Source organism: Marinobacter lutaoensis, assembly GCF_001981305.1.
GTDB classification, from domain to species: Bacteria; Pseudomonadota; Gammaproteobacteria; order Pseudomonadales; family Oleiphilaceae; genus Marinobacter; species Marinobacter lutaoensis.
The window spans coordinates 123,341-140,169 of record NZ_MSCW01000009.1 but is presented as its reverse complement, the minus strand read 5'-3'; the positions used below and the strand labels follow the sequence as shown (position 1 = coordinate 140,169).

Below are 16,829 nucleotides of genomic sequence, written 5' to 3'. Positions count from 1 at the left end.
GTCTTTGGTTTGAGCAACGTGGCTAATGATCTTGTCTGACACCGCCGCGTCACATTTTCCCATCCTATTTCCGGTTGGCCTTAGCCTTCGCAGCAGCCTCAAACTGTTTGCGGCGACCATCGCGGCCGAGCCGAGCAAAGTCCAAGGCATCCTTGTTATCTGTCTGCCTGGCCATCCCGGCCCACGAAATGTCGTCGATCTGAACGAGTGTCTCCATGAACGCAGTGGCTCGATCTTTCCAGACCGAATCACTGGTCTCCATTTCTGCAACGGCCTTCACTGGATTGGGTCTGGAATCATTGCAGCTTTCATTCTGTTTGGTCATGCGTTTTCCAACTATGCCGCGCTGTCATCGTACGGACGGATTTTGATTCCGGCTTCTTCAAGCTGGCACCAGGCCTCATTACGTTCATTGATAGCCTGTTGCAGCTGGGCTTCCAGCTTTTCAATTTCGCGTGCCGCCTGATTCGTCAAAGCTGAAGCTGCATCGCTTTCCCAGAGCTGTTCGATCAGTGCTTTATCGGCCATCTACAATCTCTCCATTCATCTGTTTCAACGTGCTTTCCAGCTTCTCACGGGTTGGAAAATCCGCAACCCTGACCGAATTCCCATTGTCATGTTGCGGAGCCTTCGGTTGCGTCAGGCCTGCTATGCCCAGCAGCCACAAGCGCTTTATTTACACTAACTACCAAATCCTTCGGCTCAGGGGATTTTCTCTTTTCCATCGCATGACTTTTGATGTCGTGCTTCATTTGAAGCAGACAGCGCTTGGTTTTTTCGAGCCGTCTGGCGGTATGTATCGCCAGCACCACTCCAGTGAGAGCGACGAAGGCCAGCATCATCAATAGAAACTGCTCGTTGGTCATAAAATCGGTTTCCAATCTTAGTTTTCTGAAATGTGCGCGGTTATGAACGTCGAAAATTCACCATCGTAAATCGCGATGCACTTACCTTGCTGAAGTGCCTCAAGGTGAACGGGGGTCAGCTCCACCTTTGTGTTGCCGTGTGTATCAAGATCCCTTGTAAACGCTTTTACTGCCTCAGTAGAGTGCTCAATGATCTCAACTTTATCGGCTGCCCCTGCAACAAGATCATCAATCGCCATTTGTATTTTCCTTAATGATTCGATTTCCCATCACTCATTGATTCCCAGCAATGGCTCACCACGCCGCTTGCGGAGATTATTTTCTAGGGTCAGCTTTCCTTCCCGCTCGAATTTATCGATCTCCGGAGAGACATCCCCGTGCCGAGGGCACGTGTGGCCATCAGCGAGATGGAAATAACACCGTCCGACTACAGAGCCGTCCGCTGTTTGCTCGTTGATAGGGCAGTTTGCCATGACAGAAACTCCCGGTTTCCAGTTAAGCCATCAACACGAGATAGAGAATCACACCAAACGGTATGGCAACGAGAAGACCGGCAAAAAAGCGCTTCTCCTTTGCCTTCATCTGTTCAACACGCTCCATGAGATCTTCTGTTGTTGCCTGCAAGTCTTCGTTCATATCCACTCTCCAACCGTTTTCCTATGTGTTCTTTGCGGGAAGCCCCCGCACTGCATCGAGATCTTTCTGACTTGGGTTGTTTGCAACTCGGCTCATCTGCCGTTCGCTTACTCCCCATCGCTGTCCTATTTCAACGAGCGTCCAGCCTTTCTCGCGTGCAATCTGATGAAAAGCTGTCATCTTTCGACCAGTCATATATGTCTAGTTGCCCTCACTCTATCATACTAGACATATATGTCTAGTCGTAAGCAGTTATATTTTGTGAAACCGTCATGCAGAAGGCTTAACACCAGCCCAAATGTTCTGAAACGCTGCCTTGATTCTCGGTAGATCTGGGTCGATGTACTCCAGTGTCATGTCAGGATTCCGGTGGCCCAATATCAATTGGATGAGCTCAAGGTCATATCCTTTGCGATCAAGCCAGGTGGCGAGAGTCCTTCGACCTGAATGGCTCGAACCGTAGTTCAATCCAGCGCCTTTAAGCAGCTCTCTCACGAGATTTTCAAGCGAGCCACAGACTTTGGTGCTCACTACCTCTCCACGACTGGTCTTGTACTTTTTATCGTTGAAAGCTAGCCTCCTCCAGGTCTTACCTCTGCGACCAAGGATAAGGTCGGAATCGGGATCGAGACCACCATAGGAGCCATCCGACGAAGTGAATCCACCCTCTGCCACTCTTTGATCCCGCCACGCTATAAGAGCCTCCCTGTGCTGCTTTGCGAGGATAAAGCCGGGACGGTACTGATCAGTCTTAGTCGTGGCCCCTCGTATTATAAATACCTCTTTCAGCCCGCCATCGCGGTAGAACACATCGGACACCTTCAGGTGCGCCGCCTCGTTTACGCGGTTTCCCATCAAAAGTTGGTTAGATCTGAATAAAACCGAGGTTGATCTTCCAGCGCTGCTTTACCGCTTGTGGATCTTCGCCCTGTTCGATCAGACCCTTTACGATAAGGTTCCGGGTAAAAAGGGGATAGGTGACCAAAAAGGTTCCACCGCATGCCAGCAGTAACAGGAACCATAAGGGGGCGGCATCATCTATCCGAACCCAAGCAAGAGCTGCTATAAACAGCAGGCTTCCACAAATTATCGATACTCCACTATCGTCTGGCTTAATCACCGCGATTTCCTCCGCATTCCAATGTCAGTCACGGTCGCCCAGAGCAGACAGCTCTGGTGTTGGCGTTGGTCGCAAGTTCGCGATCACTGCCTTTGCTTCATCTTTCCCGAACCCAATTTCCCCCAGCTTCCGGGCGAACTCATCACGATCAAATCCAGCCTGGTCCTGGTATAAATAAATTCCATAGGCGCGACCTTGAGCCATCAATGCAATGAACTGCTCTTTGGCTGGCCGCTGATCGTTGCTCAGCAGCTCTTCAATCTGATCCAGAGTCAGCCCTTGGACTATCAGGCCAGACTGTTGCAGGCTTCCGATGATCGTTCTCATTTCACTCATGTATCAAGCTCCGTTAATCGAATTCCAACTTAGTTGATCGTCTGCTTTTCGCGTCTATAGTGCGCCAGCACTCCCAGAGGGGCACAAACGAGGAAGATCACAGACAGCCACCACATTTGCCTGAACATCTGCGCAAACCCTTCCGCGCCAGAGGCGAAAGGCCACCAGAGCAAAGCCGCAACGCTAATAGCGATCACCGTCAACGCGAGAACGCGGATTCCAGATCCCTTGCGCCACGCAACCCAAGGCAGGGCCATGAAGAAAATAGTACCCATGGCCTTAATAAGCCCTGTCATCACAAAAAAGAGTAAATCCACCATTTCCCCGGAACCCCCGATTTGCCATTACCTGTATTCAGTCTTCGGCTTTGATTTCTTGAGGCGGAAACCGCGGGGTAATGTAAAGCTGCCCGGTTTGCGGCGAAGTTGCATAACCCATGATTTTCGCCAGTTGCCGCAGATTTTCGGGGAGGTCTCGACCATCCCTTGAGTGACATCGTTCAAATGGGTTACCTGAAGCCCGTTCAGCGTTATCTCATCGTTCATGATTTCGATTTCCCATCACTAAGCAGGCGGCATGTTGATTGCGACCAGGTGTCCGAAATTTCTACGCCGGATGACCTTTGAACGCGGTAACTGCGAACCGGGGTGACTGGTAATCAATTTGCGGTAGTATTCGTATCGAGCTGGCGAGCTGTTTCGCACAGGCTGAATCTTCAGCAGCGGGAGCGTGATCCGAACGCTTTCGATATGAACGGTATGTCCGGTGTCTTCAATCAACGAGGCGCTGGCGGGACGCTGCAAAGCACCACCGATAACCACAGAGTCTACATCCCGTCTGAGGGTTGCCTCGATTTCCTTGTCAAAATCGGCTGATGTTTTCGGGTTTGAAATCATTTATTTCTCCTTAATCGGATTCCAATTAGTCGCCTTACTCATCATCCATCCAGTTGTCGGGCATTTCCTTATAGTTGTACCGGCGAATCAGTGAGTTTTCGCTCAGTGGGATTGGGCGAACCGTATCGCACATAACGTGTCCATCAAGAACCTTCGTCATTGCAATAAACACGTCCTCGATACCGAAACCATCGCCAAGCACTAATTCAATTTCTGGCTCCCCCATATCTGCGTCCTGAGCCGCCACAGTGTAATTAATACTGGCTGCATCCAATTCATTCTGGAGGTCCAGCCAGTCCTTCTCACACTCAGCTCGAAAGGAAATAACCGAAGGGTCTTTCACGTCGCTCTCCCTTACCTCAACCAGTCTATTGGCGTTCTGCCGGTTTCCAATAATTCAGTTTCGGTGTTTGCCGGCGTCATTGTTGAGAAATTCCTGCACCCAGATAAGCGGCTGAAGCGCTATAGCGACCACGAACTTTATCGCCACCAAAACCAGGCTGGCCAAGTGCCATCCCCAGTGGCCAGGAAGGAGCGCGAACTGGTCAGGTGCCCCCCCAAGTGCCAGCTGAGATCCAATGAAACCAATCTGCCACCCCCAGAACGCAAGGAGAGGGGCTACGGCCAGAAGCAGAATGATTTTGAAGTCACGAGACATAGAACTTCTCCGTTTTCCCATTTCCCGTCGTCAGGACAAACCTAGCCGTGTGTCTGCGGAAACCTTCTCGGTCCACCCAGGGTGCTTCTGGTTAAGAACTTGACAGAGGTTTCTACGCTCGGACTCAGAAAGTTCCGGGTAGTGTTCAGCCATTTTAAGAAGATCGGCTTTCGGTAGCTGCTGCAAAGCATTCCTGTATTCCCGCTGCGGACCATGCAACACGCCATACACGCCGTTGCTGCCAATCCAAACCAACGCTACGAGGTCACCCGTAACGCTCAAAATCACCGCCAGCCAAATGGGTGAGGTTAACGAGAAGGGTGGCAGGACATTATGCTCAGCGAGAATGGGGATTAGCATCAAATACCCGAATAGGCCCAGCCACAATATCTGTCTGCTAATACGGATGGGTTTCATGTAACTATTTAATCTCGGGAAGAGTTCTTTTTTAGTTGCGGTTGTCACGTCAATTCCTCTAGGTACGGATTCCATTCAATTAGTTTGGTGAAGGGCCAGGCTCCGACCCCTCGCGCAATTCGTTAAGTAGGTCTTCGGCCTGCTGGTTCAGCGCAGGTATTGCGCTGACCACGGTCTGCCAGACGATATCCAGGTCGATATCGAAGTAACCGTGAGCAATCCTGTTCCTCATGCCCCGCATTTGCGACCAGGGCAAGCCATCATTCTGGGCAACAAAATCCGGATCACTTGCCGCGATCTTCGTAGCCGCTTCGCCAATCTCGATGATGCTCATTACAACGGCTTTCTGGGTCCGCAGATCGGCCTTGAATGCCTCCAGGGTGAATCCATTGGTGAAGCTCAAAATATCCCCGGAGGAATCCACTATGTGCTCAAGGTAATCTTCGGTCCTTAGCTCTTTCATACTGGCCTGGCCTCGCTGATCACAGTGTCTCTGAATCGCCCTGGGAGGTCACCGGGAGTCAGAAGGTCGACCTTCACGCCTAGCAGGGTTTCCAGCTCATCCTGGAGCCCACCAAGGTCGAAAAGGGTGGCTTCTGGCAGCGCGTCTACCAGCAAATCAATATCGCTGGCGTCGTTATCATCCCCATGAACAACTGATCCGAACACCCGAATGTTTGCCACTGGATAACGACTGGCAATCGCTTTTATTTCGGCTTTGTGCAGGTTGTAGATTTCAGTTGCTTTGCCCATGCTCCTTTCTCCCTCACCACACTATTCTGTCACGCGAACGCGGCTGAAAACCGCCCGGAACACCTTTTCCAAATCTTGGACCGCCGGGCGCGTCTTCCGGTCGATGGTCTCTTTCTGTTTTATGCCAGACACCCTCATTAGGTCTTTGTGGTGGCAGCCTGCGTCGTACATGGCTTTAATCCACGAATCACGGTATGTGGCGACAGTTGCGCCCTCAATCCCCGCTTTCTCTATAAATGATTTTAGCTTGGCGGACATTGCCCTTGGTTGATAATCAGTCGATCCCTTCTTGCGCGGCGAGAGCTTGTAAGGCTCACCACGATCATTCAGGAAGAAGGCGCTTTTGGGGTCTGATCCCCGGTACCAGGCCTGATTGCTCAAGCATAGTTCCTCACCCAACCTCCAGTTCATATAGCGCTCAAAAAAGGGCAATACGTGATCTTCAGTATGCAGTTCTCTGGCTTCGCCGTTGTAGGCAGTGCTGGCTGGTAGGGTCCAGATCCGGAAAAATTCACCAGACTGGTCCATTACATCTTCCAGCCGTAGCAAGCTGGCCTCCGAGGGCGTCAATCCCCAGTACAGTGCCCCCATTATCAATGCGGCATTGCGCTTGCCGAAAGGTGGCGCTGTATTCATGTCGATGAGGCGCTGCACATCGCTCTCGTTAAACAATCTCTCTATGGGCATTGTTCGCTCAAATCAGGTTATAACCGAATATGTGACACACAATAGCACTCCCACCCTCTGTGTGGAACACAAGCTATACGATGATTTGTGACATTTCGAGCGAGTGCTTTACAAGGGATTGAGCAGGCAGAGCATGCCGGCACTCAACTCATGGGAATCTTGGGGGTGGGTAGCTATGTTGCGCGTGCGGATAAGCCTAGCGGGAAGAGTTACCAACTCTATTAGTAAGTTACCAACGTTATTATGTTGTTACCGACTTAATTACGACCCCACAGCTCTGCTTCCTTCTCTCGCCTCCGCTTGTACCCATCCTATCTAGTGGACAGTAACCACACTTAACTATGTACTTTTTGATACCCACGCTTTATTATGTGGACAGCAACACCACGTTTTGATGCCATTAACGACTTCTTGGAGCGCGCATGAAACAAAGCGAAGCCATCAAGCGTCTGGCAATGTTCGACCAAGCCGGACGCTATGTGTTTGCCGCCCGGGATATGGCGAAGGTTTTTCCGGAAGACACTGCCAGAAGCCGTGACGCCACGCTGAAGCGGTTGGTTGACGGAGGTATCCTGGAGCGCCCGACCAAGGGTGTCTACCTGTACGCTCTGTCCAGGAACAAGGGCCAGGATACCCTTGAATTGATCGCTAAGACCCTGCGTCGCGGAGAGTACAACTACGTGAGCCTGGAGTCCGCGCTGTCCGAATATGGGGTTATTTCCCAGATCCCCGTCGGTCACCTCACGGTTATGACAACCGGTCGCAAAGGCACGTATCAAACCCCGTATGGCGTCATTGAGTTCACCCATACCAAACGGCCGGTGCCGGAGATCCTCAATTCGATGAAAGACCGGGGCCGCCCCTTGCGGGTGGCCACCAAACTTGCCGCCATCCGCGATCTCAAGCGCGTTGGCCGCAACACTCACTTAATGATGGAAGATGCCGCTCATGAAGATTGACACCGCTGATTTCAACGCACTGGTTGATCGCGCCATGCAGGACGACTCGCTCCAACACATGCGTCCCGTAATTGAGAAAGAGTTGATCCACTACGACCTGCTGTATGCACTGGATCGGGAGGGCTTGCTGGACGACCTGGTGTTTCAGGGAGGCACGTCCCTTCGGCTGTGCTACGGCGCAAATCGATTCAGCGAGGATTTGGATTTTGCCGGCGGCGCCGATTTCTCTGCTCGCCAACTGACGGAGATGAAGCAGTGCGTGGAAGACTATCTCTCCGCTCGATACGGCTTAGAGGTAAGCGTTAAGGAGCCGTCATCACTCAGGAAAGAACTGGAGTATGCAGAGCTCAAGATCGACAAATGGCAAATCAAGATCGTGACTGCCCCGGGTCGTCCTGACCTGCCCTCGCAAAAGATCAAGCTCGAAGTCGCCAACATCCCCGCTCACACAAAAACTGCACGGCCGCTGATGCGCAACTACGACTTCCTGCCCGATGGCTACGAAGATCTGTTGATTATGGTTGAGACCCCTAGCGAGATTATGGCGGATAAGCTGATCTCCCTTCCGGCGACCGAGCGCTATGTACGCAACCGGGATATTTGGGATCTGGCCTGGCTGTCCAATCAACGAGGTTGCGAGCTAGATGCGGATCTGGTCGAGCGCAAGATCATGGATTATCGGATTGACGACTACCCGGGCAAACTCGATGCCATGATTTCACGGCTGCCAGAGATCATCGCCGGCAAACCGTTTCATGACGAAATGGGGAGATTCTTGCCTGCCAATGTCCACCAGCGCACGTTGGCGCAGCCAAAGTTCCATTCGTACCTGGTGAGCAGAGTCACAGATCTATTAACGGAGGTGGAAGACCATCTGTTCCCGGGCGATTCCCAGGAACCCGCATTCCGAATGTGATTCGTGTCTGAACGCCAGGGGCGCGAACGCACCCCTGGCATTGTGCAATCGGGTTTACGCGATCAGAAGTGACCAATGAAGCCGAGCGTGATCAGGTTGCTGTTCCCTTCAAGCTCCGCATCGAGAGTGCCATCTGCCGTGGCCACCTCAAATTCTTCACTGTCATACAGGGTATGCTTCCACTCCAGGCGTGCACTGACGCTACTGGTAATGGCAGTTTCCAGGCCAATGCCAACACGTACCCCGCCAAAGGTGTCGCTGTTGGAATCGGTTGTTACCTGGCCTGTGCCCAGGTCACGAGAGGCAATCTTGGACTCGACATCGGTCAGTTGGTAGCCCACGATGCCATAGAGCTGGCTGTGTGCATTCAGATTGAACGCAAGGATACCGGAAACGCCATAGCTCAGATCGCTCGAAATGGTCTGATCAAGCGTTTTGGTGCCGTTGACATGCTCGGATGCCTCGTACTCTGCCCCGCTATCTGAGATGTTCACTTCCATGCCCAGGTAGCCCGTGGATATAGGGAATTTCACACCCACTACGCCACTGTATGCCGCACCAGAACCACTGACCGTCTCCTTGGTCACGACGCCGTTTCCGCCGATTGTTCCCTCGTACATGGCTTCAAACTCTGTTGCATTCCAGCCAGCATTCAGTCCGGTATAAAAGACCGGTTCAGCTGCCACGGCGTTCGAGGACGCCAATGCTCCAGCGATAATGATGGATGTGGTGATTGCTCCCTTTTTCAGCATGATCTGCACCTCGTTTCGTTTGCTTCGTGATTACTGTTCAGTCAACTCCAGGTACTCAACATTCGTTGTTGAGCCCAGCACCAATCGCAAGGTGGACGGAAGTCCAGGCACGACATCGCCAACACCGTTATAGGTTCCGTTCCGTTCAGCACCGGTCTTTATCGTGCTGGCGGAGCAGTTACTGACGGTCAACCGCATTTCCACAATGCCGGTTCTGCCATCATTGATGTTTGTGTTCCCGACGAAGGCGCAGCCTGTGGTGTCCGAGCCGGTAACCTCGCCGGTCGTGGAGATGGTAATCGTCGTGGTGATTGCGCCAGGGTTCCGGGTGCCGCTGTAGGTGCCCGCGATCCCGGCAACGGTCAAAGGCGAGCTGTTGTAGGTCGCATCGTTGGTTGTATCACGTTCCGCACGGTACCGGTTTTCCAGTTTTTCCTCGGCATTCAACAAAGAACCGGCAATCGTGAAGTTGCTGCTCGAACCATTGTTATTTGGCGTGCCAAAAATCGTGGCCGCTTCCGAGGGCGACTCTGTGCTTTCTGGATTCCGGCTCTGAATCAGATCATCCGTAAACGTATCCACATCGTTGACCCGAATCCGGGCAACCGCCAGGCGGGTGTTCGTAACCAACGCCAGTCGGCCCGTGTCACTGACGAACAGCAAACCGCTTTCAAGTACGGCCGGAGCAGTATCAAGGGGAACGTCCTCGTAGCTATACACCCCCGATTCCAGCTTGGCTGCGATTGTCGGCTCCACATCGAAATCATCAGCCGTATAAGGCGGAACCTCTTCATCAACAACCTGATCCTCGCTGGCGGTACTGTTGCCAGTGAACCTCAGCGCTACGCTTCCGTTGGTGGCAAACAGGGTGATGCTTCTCGTCGCATTGTTCAGCCGTCCCAGCGCGAAGTAAGCCCCATCACGGGAGGCGCCAGGAATGGAGTCGGTCGGCCCACAATTGCTGGCTACGAAGGATGCCTCAAACACATCCCGGCCGGCGTCCGGAATCCGAATCTGTCCGGCGTAATCGCATCCCGCAGTCCCAGAGCCGATCAGGCTGCCATCAGAGCCGATGCTGAAGACCGTTCCAATTCCGGTTTTGTCGGTTCCTGAGAATGTGCCTGCCAGCGTATCCAGATCCAAAATATCGGAATCCGGCTCCTGCAGATCGAGTTTATAATTGCGGCTGATTGTCTGTGAATCGTTGTTCACAAACGTGCCGGAAATACGAGGATTCTGGCCTTCCGGGACACCATTATCGCGGCGCCCGCTGATTGTCAGTCCACTCTCGGCAATTGCCGTGTCCGTATCTTCCAGCGGGGACTCGAACCGATTGGACTCATCCAGTGCAATCCGGGCGAACGATAAGCGATTGGTGAGGGCCAAAGCCATCCGGCCGGAATCGCTAACCAGCGCAATGCCAATGGTTTCATCGCCACCATCAGGGTTGATCGAGGTGTACTGGTAAGTCCCAACCGGGATTTCACTTCCCAGTGTGGGTTCGACAGCCAGTTGACCATTGCTGAATAACCGTGGTTCCGGCACGGGTTCCGGCACAGGCGCTTCCGTCGAAGAACCAAGATCCGGCTCCTTGCTATCACCACTGCCACACCCGACAAGGATGGCAAACATGGCCATAATCATGGCCACCCGTTTCACACCCATCAAAGTCCTCCGGTTGTTTTTCAGTTTAGAGATGCCAATGCGACAATATCTAAGACAATGATAACCGGGTGATGTGTAGTTTGTGGGGATGTACGTTGATCGAGCGGCACCCTGGGGCCGCATCTTGCTGAAGGCCTTCCAGACTGGCCGGGCGCACGAAAGTCCGCCGTTCCGGGCGGAGATTTTTCAATGATGGTTGGGTGCCTTTCCCTTCGGTTGTTCCAGGCTGTTTTGAAGAATTGGGTAATACCGACGCACCCAGCGACCCGTCGGCTGATTGTCACGGGAGTCTGGATCTGTTGACGCTTCCGGAGCATGGGCATTGTTTGCCCAATATCCAGCGAGTTCCGAGAAGGTCTGCTTGTTTGGCCACAAGCGCAAATGCCGGGCGAAACGCTCAACATAGAGGCGCCGCTCCCGACTGGGCAATTGACGAACCGCGTTAAGCCAAGCGTCTGCATCCCAATTAGTGTCATCAGGTAACGCCAGAACCTCCGTAAGGACGCCATGGTTCCCCATCTGAGTTCGAACGGCATCAAGAAGCTCTGACGCTTGTTCATAGACCGGATGATCGGGCTCGTGCTCAGCCTGGACACTTGCAATCATCAGTGTCCGAAATACAGTGATGGTCTCGCCCTGGGTCATCCAGGGAGCGAAAATCAATTCTCCGCGCCCATACTTGATTGCCAGGTCTACATGCCTCGACCAGAATACAAGCGGACATAGCACCCGCACCGTCGTGGGAGTCACGCCTTCTTCAGTCAGTCGGGCTCGGATCTCTTTTGGTGACAACGGGCGACCACGAGCATCCGAATCCCGTGGCTCCATCATGAGCGGTGTCACAGGTTCTGGCTGCCCTGGCCGGGGTGGAATGGGGGGGTAGGGATAACCGGTCACCTCACATCGGTGACCGGCTTTACGAGCCAGTTTGAACGCCATCCTCTGGTAGCGTCGCCCCAGCACTTCCGGCAACAGCGATTCAACCAAACGGTTAGAAAATAGCGCCGGAGTTTTCATTATCCCAGTACCGATTTCATTGCCGCTTCGGCGCTTTGTCCGGAGAACGATTCGGCAATTGCGATAACAAATGGCACGAAGATCAACAATACAGCGCCGCCGCCAACACCCCACCACTGCCACTCAACGGGACGGTTGTTCTTTTTCGCGAGGATGATACTGAGCCAGCTTCCACCACCAATAAGCACACCAGCTGTTGAAAGTATAAGAACAAGGATTGGGGCGGAAGTCGCGATTTCTTCACCCACACTTTTAACCCAGTCCGACAGCTTTGCGTGAGCGGTTGCCGGGACAACCAGCGTGCACATGACCGCCGCATAGAGCTGCAGACACCGCATTGAAATGCGCTCTTTCAGGCCGTGATTGCGTTTTACCGACATTTTCCGTTTCATACTCCACCTGCAAATTTTCGTTGGTTTTACCATCACTTTGGAGTTACAGATTCAGCTGACTTGAAAATGCGCCCTTTGTCCCGGTAGCACTTTCAAGCAGGTCATCCATAACATGTTGAAATGAACAAAGAATGATTGCTGCAAATAGCCGGCTGAATCCGCTTTTAGTAAGCGCATAGCCGTCTTGCCCGGGGTCGCTCGATCGAGCGAACGCGGCCATTGCTCGCCCGGCAGCAATCCATCCAACCAGGACGAGGAAGGCTACAATGGCTAGAAGGAGCCCGGCCATTGGATCGCCACCCGATTGAATCTGTGCGGAATAGGTCATCGCTTTGGGTATCGCATTTGTGCTGTAGTTATCACCAAAAACCGATTCCGAAAAATCCAGCATCAATCCTTCGATCAGGATCGTAATTGGCCCTACAGCAAGCCGTTTGACTGCACTTTCCGCTGTGTATTTCTGTGAATACTCAGGTTTTTTCATCTTGATCAAGTGCATGATTCCGGTGATCGAAATCACAAAGCCCATGATCTGGATGAAAAAGATGACGAACTGGTTAATGATGCCAAATTCAAGCGCGAGGCTTTGAAAGATCCCGATAAAGGTTCCTGCAAACGCCTCGATTGCATTGACTACCGTATTTTCGCCCACAGCAGTGCCTCAGCTATCCGTTATCGGCGCGTAATCACGCCTTTTGCTGTCACCACATGCACTTTTTCAGTGTCGAGCTTGGTGACCTGCCCCATACCCGGGATTTCGGACCCCACTTTGACCGCAAACGACAACCCGTCGGGGCGATACACCACTGCTTTGGTTGGCGTTACGCCTCGCACAAACCAGGTAGTCTTAGTAGCCGCCTTGCTGCTGTTTTCGGTTTCTTTGGGGTAAGTGCCGCTATAGTCTTTGGGGCTTTCCAGTGCAGCCAGCGTTTTCGGGTTGAGCCACCCGTTTACAGGCAATCCGTGTTCTTTCTGCAAACGCTTGATAGCCGCTCGGGTCTGCTTGCCCAGCAACCCGTCCACCGGACCGGCACGGTACCCGTGCTTGTTGAGCGTTCTTTGAAGTGTCTTGATCTCATCGGGAGATTTGGGCACCGACGCAAATACACCTTGCGTTTCTGAGCTGTTTGTTTCGCCTTTCTTTGTCACGGCAGGCCCTTGCTTAATCATTTCCTCTAGTTTCTTCACCCGGCGATCAAGATTTTCCACGTCACGCCGAGTTTCAGATTGGTAGGCATCCAACTTGTTCTGCATTTCTTCGATCTGGCGCCCGTTCCCTTTGGTCGCCTCCATCAGCAGCGCGAAGGCCCGGCGCTGGTCCTCAATCAGGGCTGCGTATCGAGCTTCCTGCTCTTTCGCGTGCTTGATTGGAGCCTGGATGACGGCTCCCGCATCTTCAGAGTCATCAAGCACAAAGGGGGGCACTTCAATAGACCCATTTCCCTTTCCGCCCTCGCCATACTGACCGATACCTGAATCACCTGAACCACCGGCGATTCCAACCGGATGAATTTCAGGATTCTGTGGCGCCTGCGCATTGTTCGGGTTTGATGACGTATTCACAGAGATGGATTCGGCGCCCTGCCCGACCACACCTGTTTGATTTTGCTGATCAGCGTTATCGCCAACTCCTGGAAATGCGGTTACGGGCACCGGTGCATTCGCCGCCGACTGGCCATTGAATCCCATATCACCGGGCGCCTGATTTTGCACAGGAGGCCGCTCAACCCGAGTTGCCGTCATATCCACCATGTTTGCGCTAGCTGTTTGACCCGATGCTTGCCCGCCGGGCATAAGGTTAAATGCGTAGTACGAGGCACCCCCAATGATCGAAACCGCTACAGCAGCGGCTGCCGCGTATACTTTCCAGCCAAGACCTTCGTTGCTATCAGTATCGCCAACATCGTCATCGTCATAATGTTCGGCGACTTCGCTCTCATGCTCTTCATGCACAGAGTCTGAAGCTTCGATCGCACCGCCCGTTTCCAGCGAAAGGTCTTCAACCTCAAACGATTCATCCACCACGTCATCTTCACTCAGAATAAAATCCTGGTCGTCGTGACTAACGCTCAGAAAATCATCCGAATCTTCGGGGATAGAAAACTCATCGGATTCAGCGTTGAATTCCTCACCGCCATGATCGAGAAAATCGTCGTCTCTATCGGCCATAACTCATCTACCCTTAACTAACTCGGTATAGGATACTCTGTACGCCATTCAGTTTGGGGAACTGGCTTCATTCATCCATCATTACTGGAAACGTGAAGAGGAAATCGGGTCACCAATGCCTTTTGAGTACCTGAAATCCCGAGCTTCGAGCCGTTTTTTGGCAGCACTTTCAAGCTCACAAACAGTGTCCTCAAACAGGACCGCCACTTCTTCATTGGGGTCCAGCGTCACAGTAATCGGCCGATTGATGTTGTCCCGAAACGCCTCTTCAAAGAGTTCCGAGAACTCGCCAATCATTGTCCAGGTAATCTGTTTGCCATCTGGATCGCGGTTTTGAGTCACCGTACCGCCGTCGGGGTTGGTGACCTCGGTCACGGTTGCGCGGTTTTCTGCAAGCACCTGGAATGCACTCATAATGGTGCCAAGGCCAAAGCCTCCGTAGCGATAAATGATGTGGTAATCCACATCGCTTGCCAGCGCCCAAAGGGTTGTCTCTGGATCAAGCACGTAGCCGCTGACGTTGTATGAATTCCCATCAAGGTCGAAGATCCGTTCAATCTTGAGTTTCATGCGTGCCCCAAGCTCGTTGAGTTCAAAGCTCCCGAGCCCGATATACTGGGCGAGGTTTCCATCAAGAAAGGTGACACGCACCGGTCCCTGAAAGTCAGTGTTCAAAGCAATGTCGGACACTGCGTACCGGATTTCGCCGCCTTTCACGAGGGGATATGTGCAAACACCGCCATGGGAACCCGACTTTTCGCTTTCAACAAATCTGGTATCCCCGTTTCCTGTGTTTCCGCCAACGCGCTCGACACGGGCAGGTTCGGGTAGCCGTCCCTCACCTTTATCCCGTGCAAAAGACAAACTCGCTATCGCCGGCGGCTGCCCCATCGTGTCGATAAGTTGCACCGCTGCATCCATCCGGCGCGTCCGATATTCTTTATGCTCCGCCAAGGCCAATTTGAGGCGATCAGGGGTCATGTTCAGACGTTGTTCTTGTTGCTCTCTGGTCAACCCGTCCATCCGGGTATCGATGCCGTTTTCACCCACGGTTCGGCGAACACCGGGGTCTGGCCTGCCAATGGTGAGTGCGCTCGCACTATCATTACCAGGAAGATCCGGCATGGTGTTTTCGCTCTCCGGATTCTGTTCAGGAGCCACGTCTGACGCTTGTGACTCTTTTTGACGATCAACAGGCAATCCGTTCTCATCCACATCGATGTATACAACATCGTCTGGCGTAGGCTGTCCCATGCGCCCTTCTTCATACGCCTTGCGGTTGTATTCTTCCAAGGCGGCACGGGCTTCTGGCGTCAAATCTGGCGAAGTCAGCTTGCCTTCCGCTTTTTTTCCTGTCGCATTTACCGCCGATGATCCTGCCGCCTGGCGCTGTTCCTCTGTTACTTCGCGTGGTTGAGCATCATCACCATAGAGATATTCGAAGGCATAAAAGAAAATAACTGGCACCAAAACGGCGCTGATCAAAACACCAATGAACGCCGGCCGACCTTCCTTTGAACGGAGATACTGAAACGCCGATTGCTTTGTTTCCGACATGCGCTACTCCTTGAACGTCAGGTACACCCGGCTGCCATCACTATCAAGCACCATCACCGGATTTATTCGGGGAATGATGTAAATTCGAACTCCATCCTGCAGAGGGAGTACACTGCGACCGCCAGCCCTCGGTGCCGGAGCGACCAATCGATAATCCGTCATCACATAGAGGTATTCAGGATTGCTGTCCTCAATCCAGGCATCCACCGACGGATCGGAGGCTTTTAGTTTGGTAAAACCATCAGGCGTGACCTTGTAAGCCAGCTTATTCAATACTTCGTCCAGGCTATCACCGCTGTTTTCCTCATCATTCCCAAAAGGATTAAGTTGTGGTGCGGATTGAGAGCTGGCCGCCAACAGCAATTCTTCATTCGGTGAATTGGGACCCCGTTCATTGATGCGAATATGTTTCAGCGCATGATATTCGGACGACTGACCAGACACGGTAAGCGTAATTGGCAAGGTTATGCCTTCCAGGTAAACACTGATCGATTTTTGCCCTGCAGGATTCTTTGCATACAAAACAAGGGCGTTCTCAATACCTTCAGGTCTCTCAACATCTGCTAGAGAGCCCGTTTGACCCACGTATGCAATGGGCCATGGCGCACCGGTTATATCGGTAAACACCACGCTTGACGGGTAATCCGGAGTTACTTTTATTTCGGGCATTTGGTCAGCATTGCGGCTAATCTGTAAAAAATCCCTAATAGGCTTAACTGACCGCAACGGCTGATACGTTGCCTCTTGTTTCTCAAGTTCGGCTTCTCGAATGGTTCTTATTTCATCCGGCTTTAGCGGAAATAGGTAATCCATATCCGATGGCAATTTTCGGAGATCAATATTGGGATCAAGATTTGGCTCCGAGTTCTGGTATAGGTTCACTTCTGATACGACAGCGGGATTCTCGCCTTTCGTAACCCCAGCAGTCTGCTGGGATGCACTTATGCCCCGACTCAGAACTAACAATGACATTACCGCAGCAATCTGCGCGCTCCAGCATTTACCAGTAGCCCACTGCTTCATAACTTCCTCT

27 protein-coding genes are annotated in these 16,829 nt (G+C 52.6%); 2 read left to right on the top strand and 25 right to left on the bottom strand.

Translation table 11 applies throughout. The features are described from left to right. Window positions 1–64: 64 nt before the first annotated feature. From BTO32_RS15375 to BTO32_RS15310, 17 genes are all read right to left on the bottom strand, one after another. A complete protein-coding gene (locus BTO32_RS15375; protein WP_139339100.1) occupies window positions 65–325 on the bottom strand; it encodes a hypothetical protein in 261 nt (86 codons plus the stop codon). Window positions 326–336: 11 nt separating this feature from the next. Beyond that, complete coding sequence (locus BTO32_RS15370; RefSeq protein WP_076725529.1) at window positions 337–528, bottom strand: hypothetical protein; 192 nt, start codon at window positions 526–528, stop codon at window positions 337–339. Between the two features lie 86 nt (window positions 529–614). Next, window positions 615–866: a hypothetical protein gene (locus BTO32_RS15365; RefSeq protein WP_139339099.1), complete on the bottom strand. Its 252-nt coding sequence runs from the start codon at window positions 864–866 to the stop codon at window positions 615–617. A gap of 17 nt (window positions 867–883) precedes the next feature. Then, the gene (locus tag BTO32_RS15360; protein WP_076725527.1) at window positions 884–1,105 is read right to left on the bottom strand and encodes a hypothetical protein; all 222 of its coding nucleotides are present in this window, start codon (window positions 1,103–1,105) and stop codon (window positions 884–886) included. A gap of 256 nt (window positions 1,106–1,361) precedes the next feature. Further along, complete coding sequence (locus BTO32_RS17935; protein WP_175618676.1) at window positions 1,362–1,502, bottom strand: hypothetical protein; 141 nt, start codon at window positions 1,500–1,502, stop codon at window positions 1,362–1,364. Window positions 1,503–1,772: 270 nt separating this feature from the next. After that, window positions 1,773–2,357, bottom strand: a complete 585-nt coding sequence (locus tag BTO32_RS15355) for a tyrosine-type recombinase/integrase (protein ID WP_076725526.1) — start codon at window positions 2,355–2,357, stop codon at window positions 1,773–1,775. 10 nt (window positions 2,358–2,367) lie between these two features. Then, window positions 2,368–2,622 carry a hypothetical protein gene (locus tag BTO32_RS15350; protein ID WP_076725525.1) on the bottom strand — a complete coding sequence of 85 codons (255 nt, stop codon included), beginning with the start codon at window positions 2,620–2,622 and terminating at the stop codon, window positions 2,368–2,370. 24 nt (window positions 2,623–2,646) lie between these two features. Beyond that, window positions 2,647–2,958 (bottom strand): hypothetical protein, encoded by a 312-nt coding sequence (locus BTO32_RS15345; RefSeq protein WP_076725524.1) that lies wholly within the window; start codon window positions 2,956–2,958, stop codon window positions 2,647–2,649. Between the two features lie 29 nt (window positions 2,959–2,987). Then, window positions 2,988–3,278: a hypothetical protein gene (locus BTO32_RS15340; RefSeq protein WP_076725523.1), complete on the bottom strand. Its 291-nt coding sequence runs from the start codon at window positions 3,276–3,278 to the stop codon at window positions 2,988–2,990. A gap of 24 nt (window positions 3,279–3,302) precedes the next feature. Further along, window positions 3,303–3,503, bottom strand: coding sequence for a hypothetical protein (locus BTO32_RS17800; protein ID WP_139339098.1), 201 nt, complete (start codon window positions 3,501–3,503; stop codon window positions 3,303–3,305). Between the two features lie 18 nt (window positions 3,504–3,521). Continuing rightward, window positions 3,522–3,854, bottom strand: a complete 333-nt coding sequence (locus BTO32_RS17795; RefSeq protein WP_139339097.1) for a hypothetical protein — start codon at window positions 3,852–3,854, stop codon at window positions 3,522–3,524. Between the two features lie 34 nt (window positions 3,855–3,888). Continuing rightward, window positions 3,889–4,197 carry a hypothetical protein gene (locus BTO32_RS15335; protein ID WP_076725522.1) on the bottom strand — a complete coding sequence of 103 codons (309 nt, stop codon included), beginning with the start codon at window positions 4,195–4,197 and terminating at the stop codon, window positions 3,889–3,891. Window positions 4,198–4,251: 54 nt separating this feature from the next. Then, the gene (locus BTO32_RS15330; protein WP_076725521.1) at window positions 4,252–4,512 is read right to left on the bottom strand and encodes a hypothetical protein; all 261 of its coding nucleotides are present in this window, start codon (window positions 4,510–4,512) and stop codon (window positions 4,252–4,254) included. A gap of 30 nt (window positions 4,513–4,542) precedes the next feature. Continuing rightward, a complete protein-coding gene (locus BTO32_RS15325) occupies window positions 4,543–4,977 on the bottom strand; it encodes a hypothetical protein (RefSeq protein WP_139339096.1) in 435 nt (144 codons plus the stop codon). Window positions 4,978–5,008: 31 nt separating this feature from the next. Further along, window positions 5,009–5,392, bottom strand: a complete 384-nt coding sequence (locus tag BTO32_RS15320; protein WP_076725519.1) for a HepT-like ribonuclease domain-containing protein — start codon at window positions 5,390–5,392, stop codon at window positions 5,009–5,011. Continuing rightward, entirely contained in the window at window positions 5,389–5,682 is a 294-nt protein-coding gene (locus BTO32_RS15315) for a nucleotidyltransferase family protein (protein ID WP_076725518.1), read from the bottom strand. The genes BTO32_RS15320 and BTO32_RS15315 overlap by 4 nt, the downstream gene beginning before the upstream one ends. Before the next feature lie 21 nt (window positions 5,683–5,703). After that, entirely contained in the window at window positions 5,704–6,336 is a 633-nt protein-coding gene (locus tag BTO32_RS15310; protein ID WP_245820360.1) for a site-specific integrase, read from the bottom strand. A gap of 455 nt (window positions 6,337–6,791) precedes the next feature. Here BTO32_RS15310 and abiEi point away from each other — a divergent pair, with 455 nt between their 5' ends. Together abiEi and BTO32_RS15300 are read left to right on the top strand one after the other, a co-directional pair. Further along, the gene (gene abiEi / locus BTO32_RS15305; protein WP_076725516.1) at window positions 6,792–7,328 is read left to right on the top strand and encodes a type IV toxin-antitoxin system AbiEi family antitoxin; all 537 of its coding nucleotides are present in this window, start codon (window positions 6,792–6,794) and stop codon (window positions 7,326–7,328) included. Next, a complete protein-coding gene (locus BTO32_RS15300; RefSeq protein ID WP_076725589.1) occupies window positions 7,318–8,244 on the top strand; it encodes a nucleotidyl transferase AbiEii/AbiGii toxin family protein in 927 nt (308 codons plus the stop codon). Before abiEi ends, BTO32_RS15300 begins: the two co-directional genes overlap by 11 nt. 62 nt (window positions 8,245–8,306) lie before the next feature. On the opposite strand, the gene BTO32_RS15295 is transcribed toward BTO32_RS15300, so the two are convergent. The 8 genes from BTO32_RS15295 to BTO32_RS15260 form a co-directional block, all read right to left on the bottom strand. Continuing rightward, complete coding sequence (locus tag BTO32_RS15295; RefSeq protein ID WP_076725588.1) at window positions 8,307–8,996, bottom strand: outer membrane protein; 690 nt, start codon at window positions 8,994–8,996, stop codon at window positions 8,307–8,309. A gap of 30 nt (window positions 8,997–9,026) precedes the next feature. Then, the gene (locus tag BTO32_RS15290; protein WP_076725515.1) at window positions 9,027–10,661 is read right to left on the bottom strand and encodes a hypothetical protein; all 1,635 of its coding nucleotides are present in this window, start codon (window positions 10,659–10,661) and stop codon (window positions 9,027–9,029) included. A gap of 186 nt (window positions 10,662–10,847) precedes the next feature. Beyond that, a complete protein-coding gene (locus BTO32_RS15285; protein ID WP_076725514.1) occupies window positions 10,848–11,678 on the bottom strand; it encodes a hypothetical protein in 831 nt (276 codons plus the stop codon). Further along, window positions 11,678–12,070: a DUF6750 family protein gene (locus tag BTO32_RS15280; RefSeq protein WP_139339095.1), complete on the bottom strand. Its 393-nt coding sequence runs from the start codon at window positions 12,068–12,070 to the stop codon at window positions 11,678–11,680. The genes BTO32_RS15285 and BTO32_RS15280 overlap by 1 nt, the downstream gene beginning before the upstream one ends. A gap of 43 nt (window positions 12,071–12,113) precedes the next feature. Then, complete coding sequence (locus BTO32_RS15275) at window positions 12,114–12,722, bottom strand: hypothetical protein (RefSeq protein ID WP_076725513.1); 609 nt, start codon at window positions 12,720–12,722, stop codon at window positions 12,114–12,116. 20 nt (window positions 12,723–12,742) lie between these two features. Continuing rightward, window positions 12,743–14,239 (bottom strand): peptidoglycan-binding domain-containing protein, encoded by a 1,497-nt coding sequence (locus BTO32_RS17930; protein WP_076725512.1) that lies wholly within the window; start codon window positions 14,237–14,239, stop codon window positions 12,743–12,745. An 81-nt stretch (window positions 14,240–14,320) separates the two neighbouring features. After that, on the bottom strand, window positions 14,321–15,796 hold the full coding sequence (locus BTO32_RS15265) for a DotG/IcmE/VirB10 family type IV secretion system protein (RefSeq protein WP_076725511.1): 1,476 nt from the start codon (window positions 15,794–15,796) through the stop codon (window positions 14,321–14,323). Window positions 15,797–15,799: 3 nt separating this feature from the next. Then, window positions 15,800–16,819, bottom strand: coding sequence for a DotH/IcmK family type IV secretion protein (locus BTO32_RS15260; protein WP_245820359.1), 1,020 nt, complete (start codon window positions 16,817–16,819; stop codon window positions 15,800–15,802). Window positions 16,820–16,829: the final 10 nt, after the last annotated feature.

What these genes read in the sequence shown, in the direction of transcription:
- BTO32_RS15355 (WP_076725526.1), bottom strand. Translation starts at nt 2,357, where the DNA reads ATGGGAAACCGCGTAAACGAGGCGGCGCACCTGAAGGTGTCCGATGTG.
- BTO32_RS17935 (WP_175618676.1), bottom strand. Translation starts at nt 1,502, where the DNA reads ATGAACGAAGACTTGCAGGCAACAACAGAAGATCTCATGGAGCGTGTT.
- BTO32_RS15360 (WP_076725527.1), bottom strand. Translation starts at nt 1,105, where the DNA reads ATGGCGATTGATGATCTTGTTGCAGGGGCAGCCGATAAAGTTGAGATC.
- abiEi (WP_076725516.1), top strand. Translation starts at nt 6,792, where the DNA reads ATGAAACAAAGCGAAGCCATCAAGCGTCTGGCAATGTTCGACCAAGCC.
- BTO32_RS17800 (WP_139339098.1), bottom strand. Translation starts at nt 3,503, where the DNA reads ATGAACGATGAGATAACGCTGAACGGGCTTCAGGTAACCCATTTGAAC.
- BTO32_RS15330 (WP_076725521.1), bottom strand. Translation starts at nt 4,512, where the DNA reads ATGTCTCGTGACTTCAAAATCATTCTGCTTCTGGCCGTAGCCCCTCTC.
- BTO32_RS15285 (WP_076725514.1), bottom strand. Translation starts at nt 11,678, where the DNA reads ATGAAAACTCCGGCGCTATTTTCTAACCGTTTGGTTGAATCGCTGTTG.
- BTO32_RS15375 (WP_139339100.1), bottom strand. Translation starts at nt 325, where the DNA reads ATGACCAAACAGAATGAAAGCTGCAATGATTCCAGACCCAATCCAGTG.
- BTO32_RS17795 (WP_139339097.1), bottom strand. Translation starts at nt 3,854, where the DNA reads ATGATTTCAAACCCGAAAACATCAGCCGATTTTGACAAGGAAATCGAG.
- BTO32_RS15340 (WP_076725523.1), bottom strand. Translation starts at nt 3,278, where the DNA reads ATGGTGGATTTACTCTTTTTTGTGATGACAGGGCTTATTAAGGCCATG.
- BTO32_RS15280 (WP_139339095.1), bottom strand. Translation starts at nt 12,070, where the DNA reads ATGAAACGGAAAATGTCGGTAAAACGCAATCACGGCCTGAAAGAGCGC.
- BTO32_RS15295 (WP_076725588.1), bottom strand. Translation starts at nt 8,996, where the DNA reads ATGCTGAAAAAGGGAGCAATCACCACATCCATCATTATCGCTGGAGCA.
- BTO32_RS15370 (WP_076725529.1), bottom strand. Translation starts at nt 528, where the DNA reads ATGGCCGATAAAGCACTGATCGAACAGCTCTGGGAAAGCGATGCAGCT.
- BTO32_RS15290 (WP_076725515.1), bottom strand. Translation starts at nt 10,661, where the DNA reads ATGGGTGTGAAACGGGTGGCCATGATTATGGCCATGTTTGCCATCCTT.
- BTO32_RS17930 (WP_076725512.1), bottom strand. Translation starts at nt 14,239, where the DNA reads ATGGCCGATAGAGACGACGATTTTCTCGATCATGGCGGTGAGGAATTC.
- BTO32_RS15365 (WP_139339099.1), bottom strand. Translation starts at nt 866, where the DNA reads ATGACCAACGAGCAGTTTCTATTGATGATGCTGGCCTTCGTCGCTCTC.
- BTO32_RS15300 (WP_076725589.1), top strand. Translation starts at nt 7,318, where the DNA reads ATGAAGATTGACACCGCTGATTTCAACGCACTGGTTGATCGCGCCATG.
- BTO32_RS15315 (WP_076725518.1), bottom strand. Translation starts at nt 5,682, where the DNA reads ATGGGCAAAGCAACTGAAATCTACAACCTGCACAAAGCCGAAATAAAA.
- BTO32_RS15260 (WP_245820359.1), bottom strand. Translation starts at nt 16,819, where the DNA reads ATGAAGCAGTGGGCTACTGGTAAATGCTGGAGCGCGCAGATTGCTGCG.
- BTO32_RS15320 (WP_076725519.1), bottom strand. Translation starts at nt 5,392, where the DNA reads ATGAAAGAGCTAAGGACCGAAGATTACCTTGAGCACATAGTGGATTCC.
- BTO32_RS15265 (WP_076725511.1), bottom strand. Translation starts at nt 15,796, where the DNA reads ATGTCGGAAACAAAGCAATCGGCGTTTCAGTATCTCCGTTCAAAGGAA.
- BTO32_RS15345 (WP_076725524.1), bottom strand. Translation starts at nt 2,958, where the DNA reads ATGAGTGAAATGAGAACGATCATCGGAAGCCTGCAACAGTCTGGCCTG.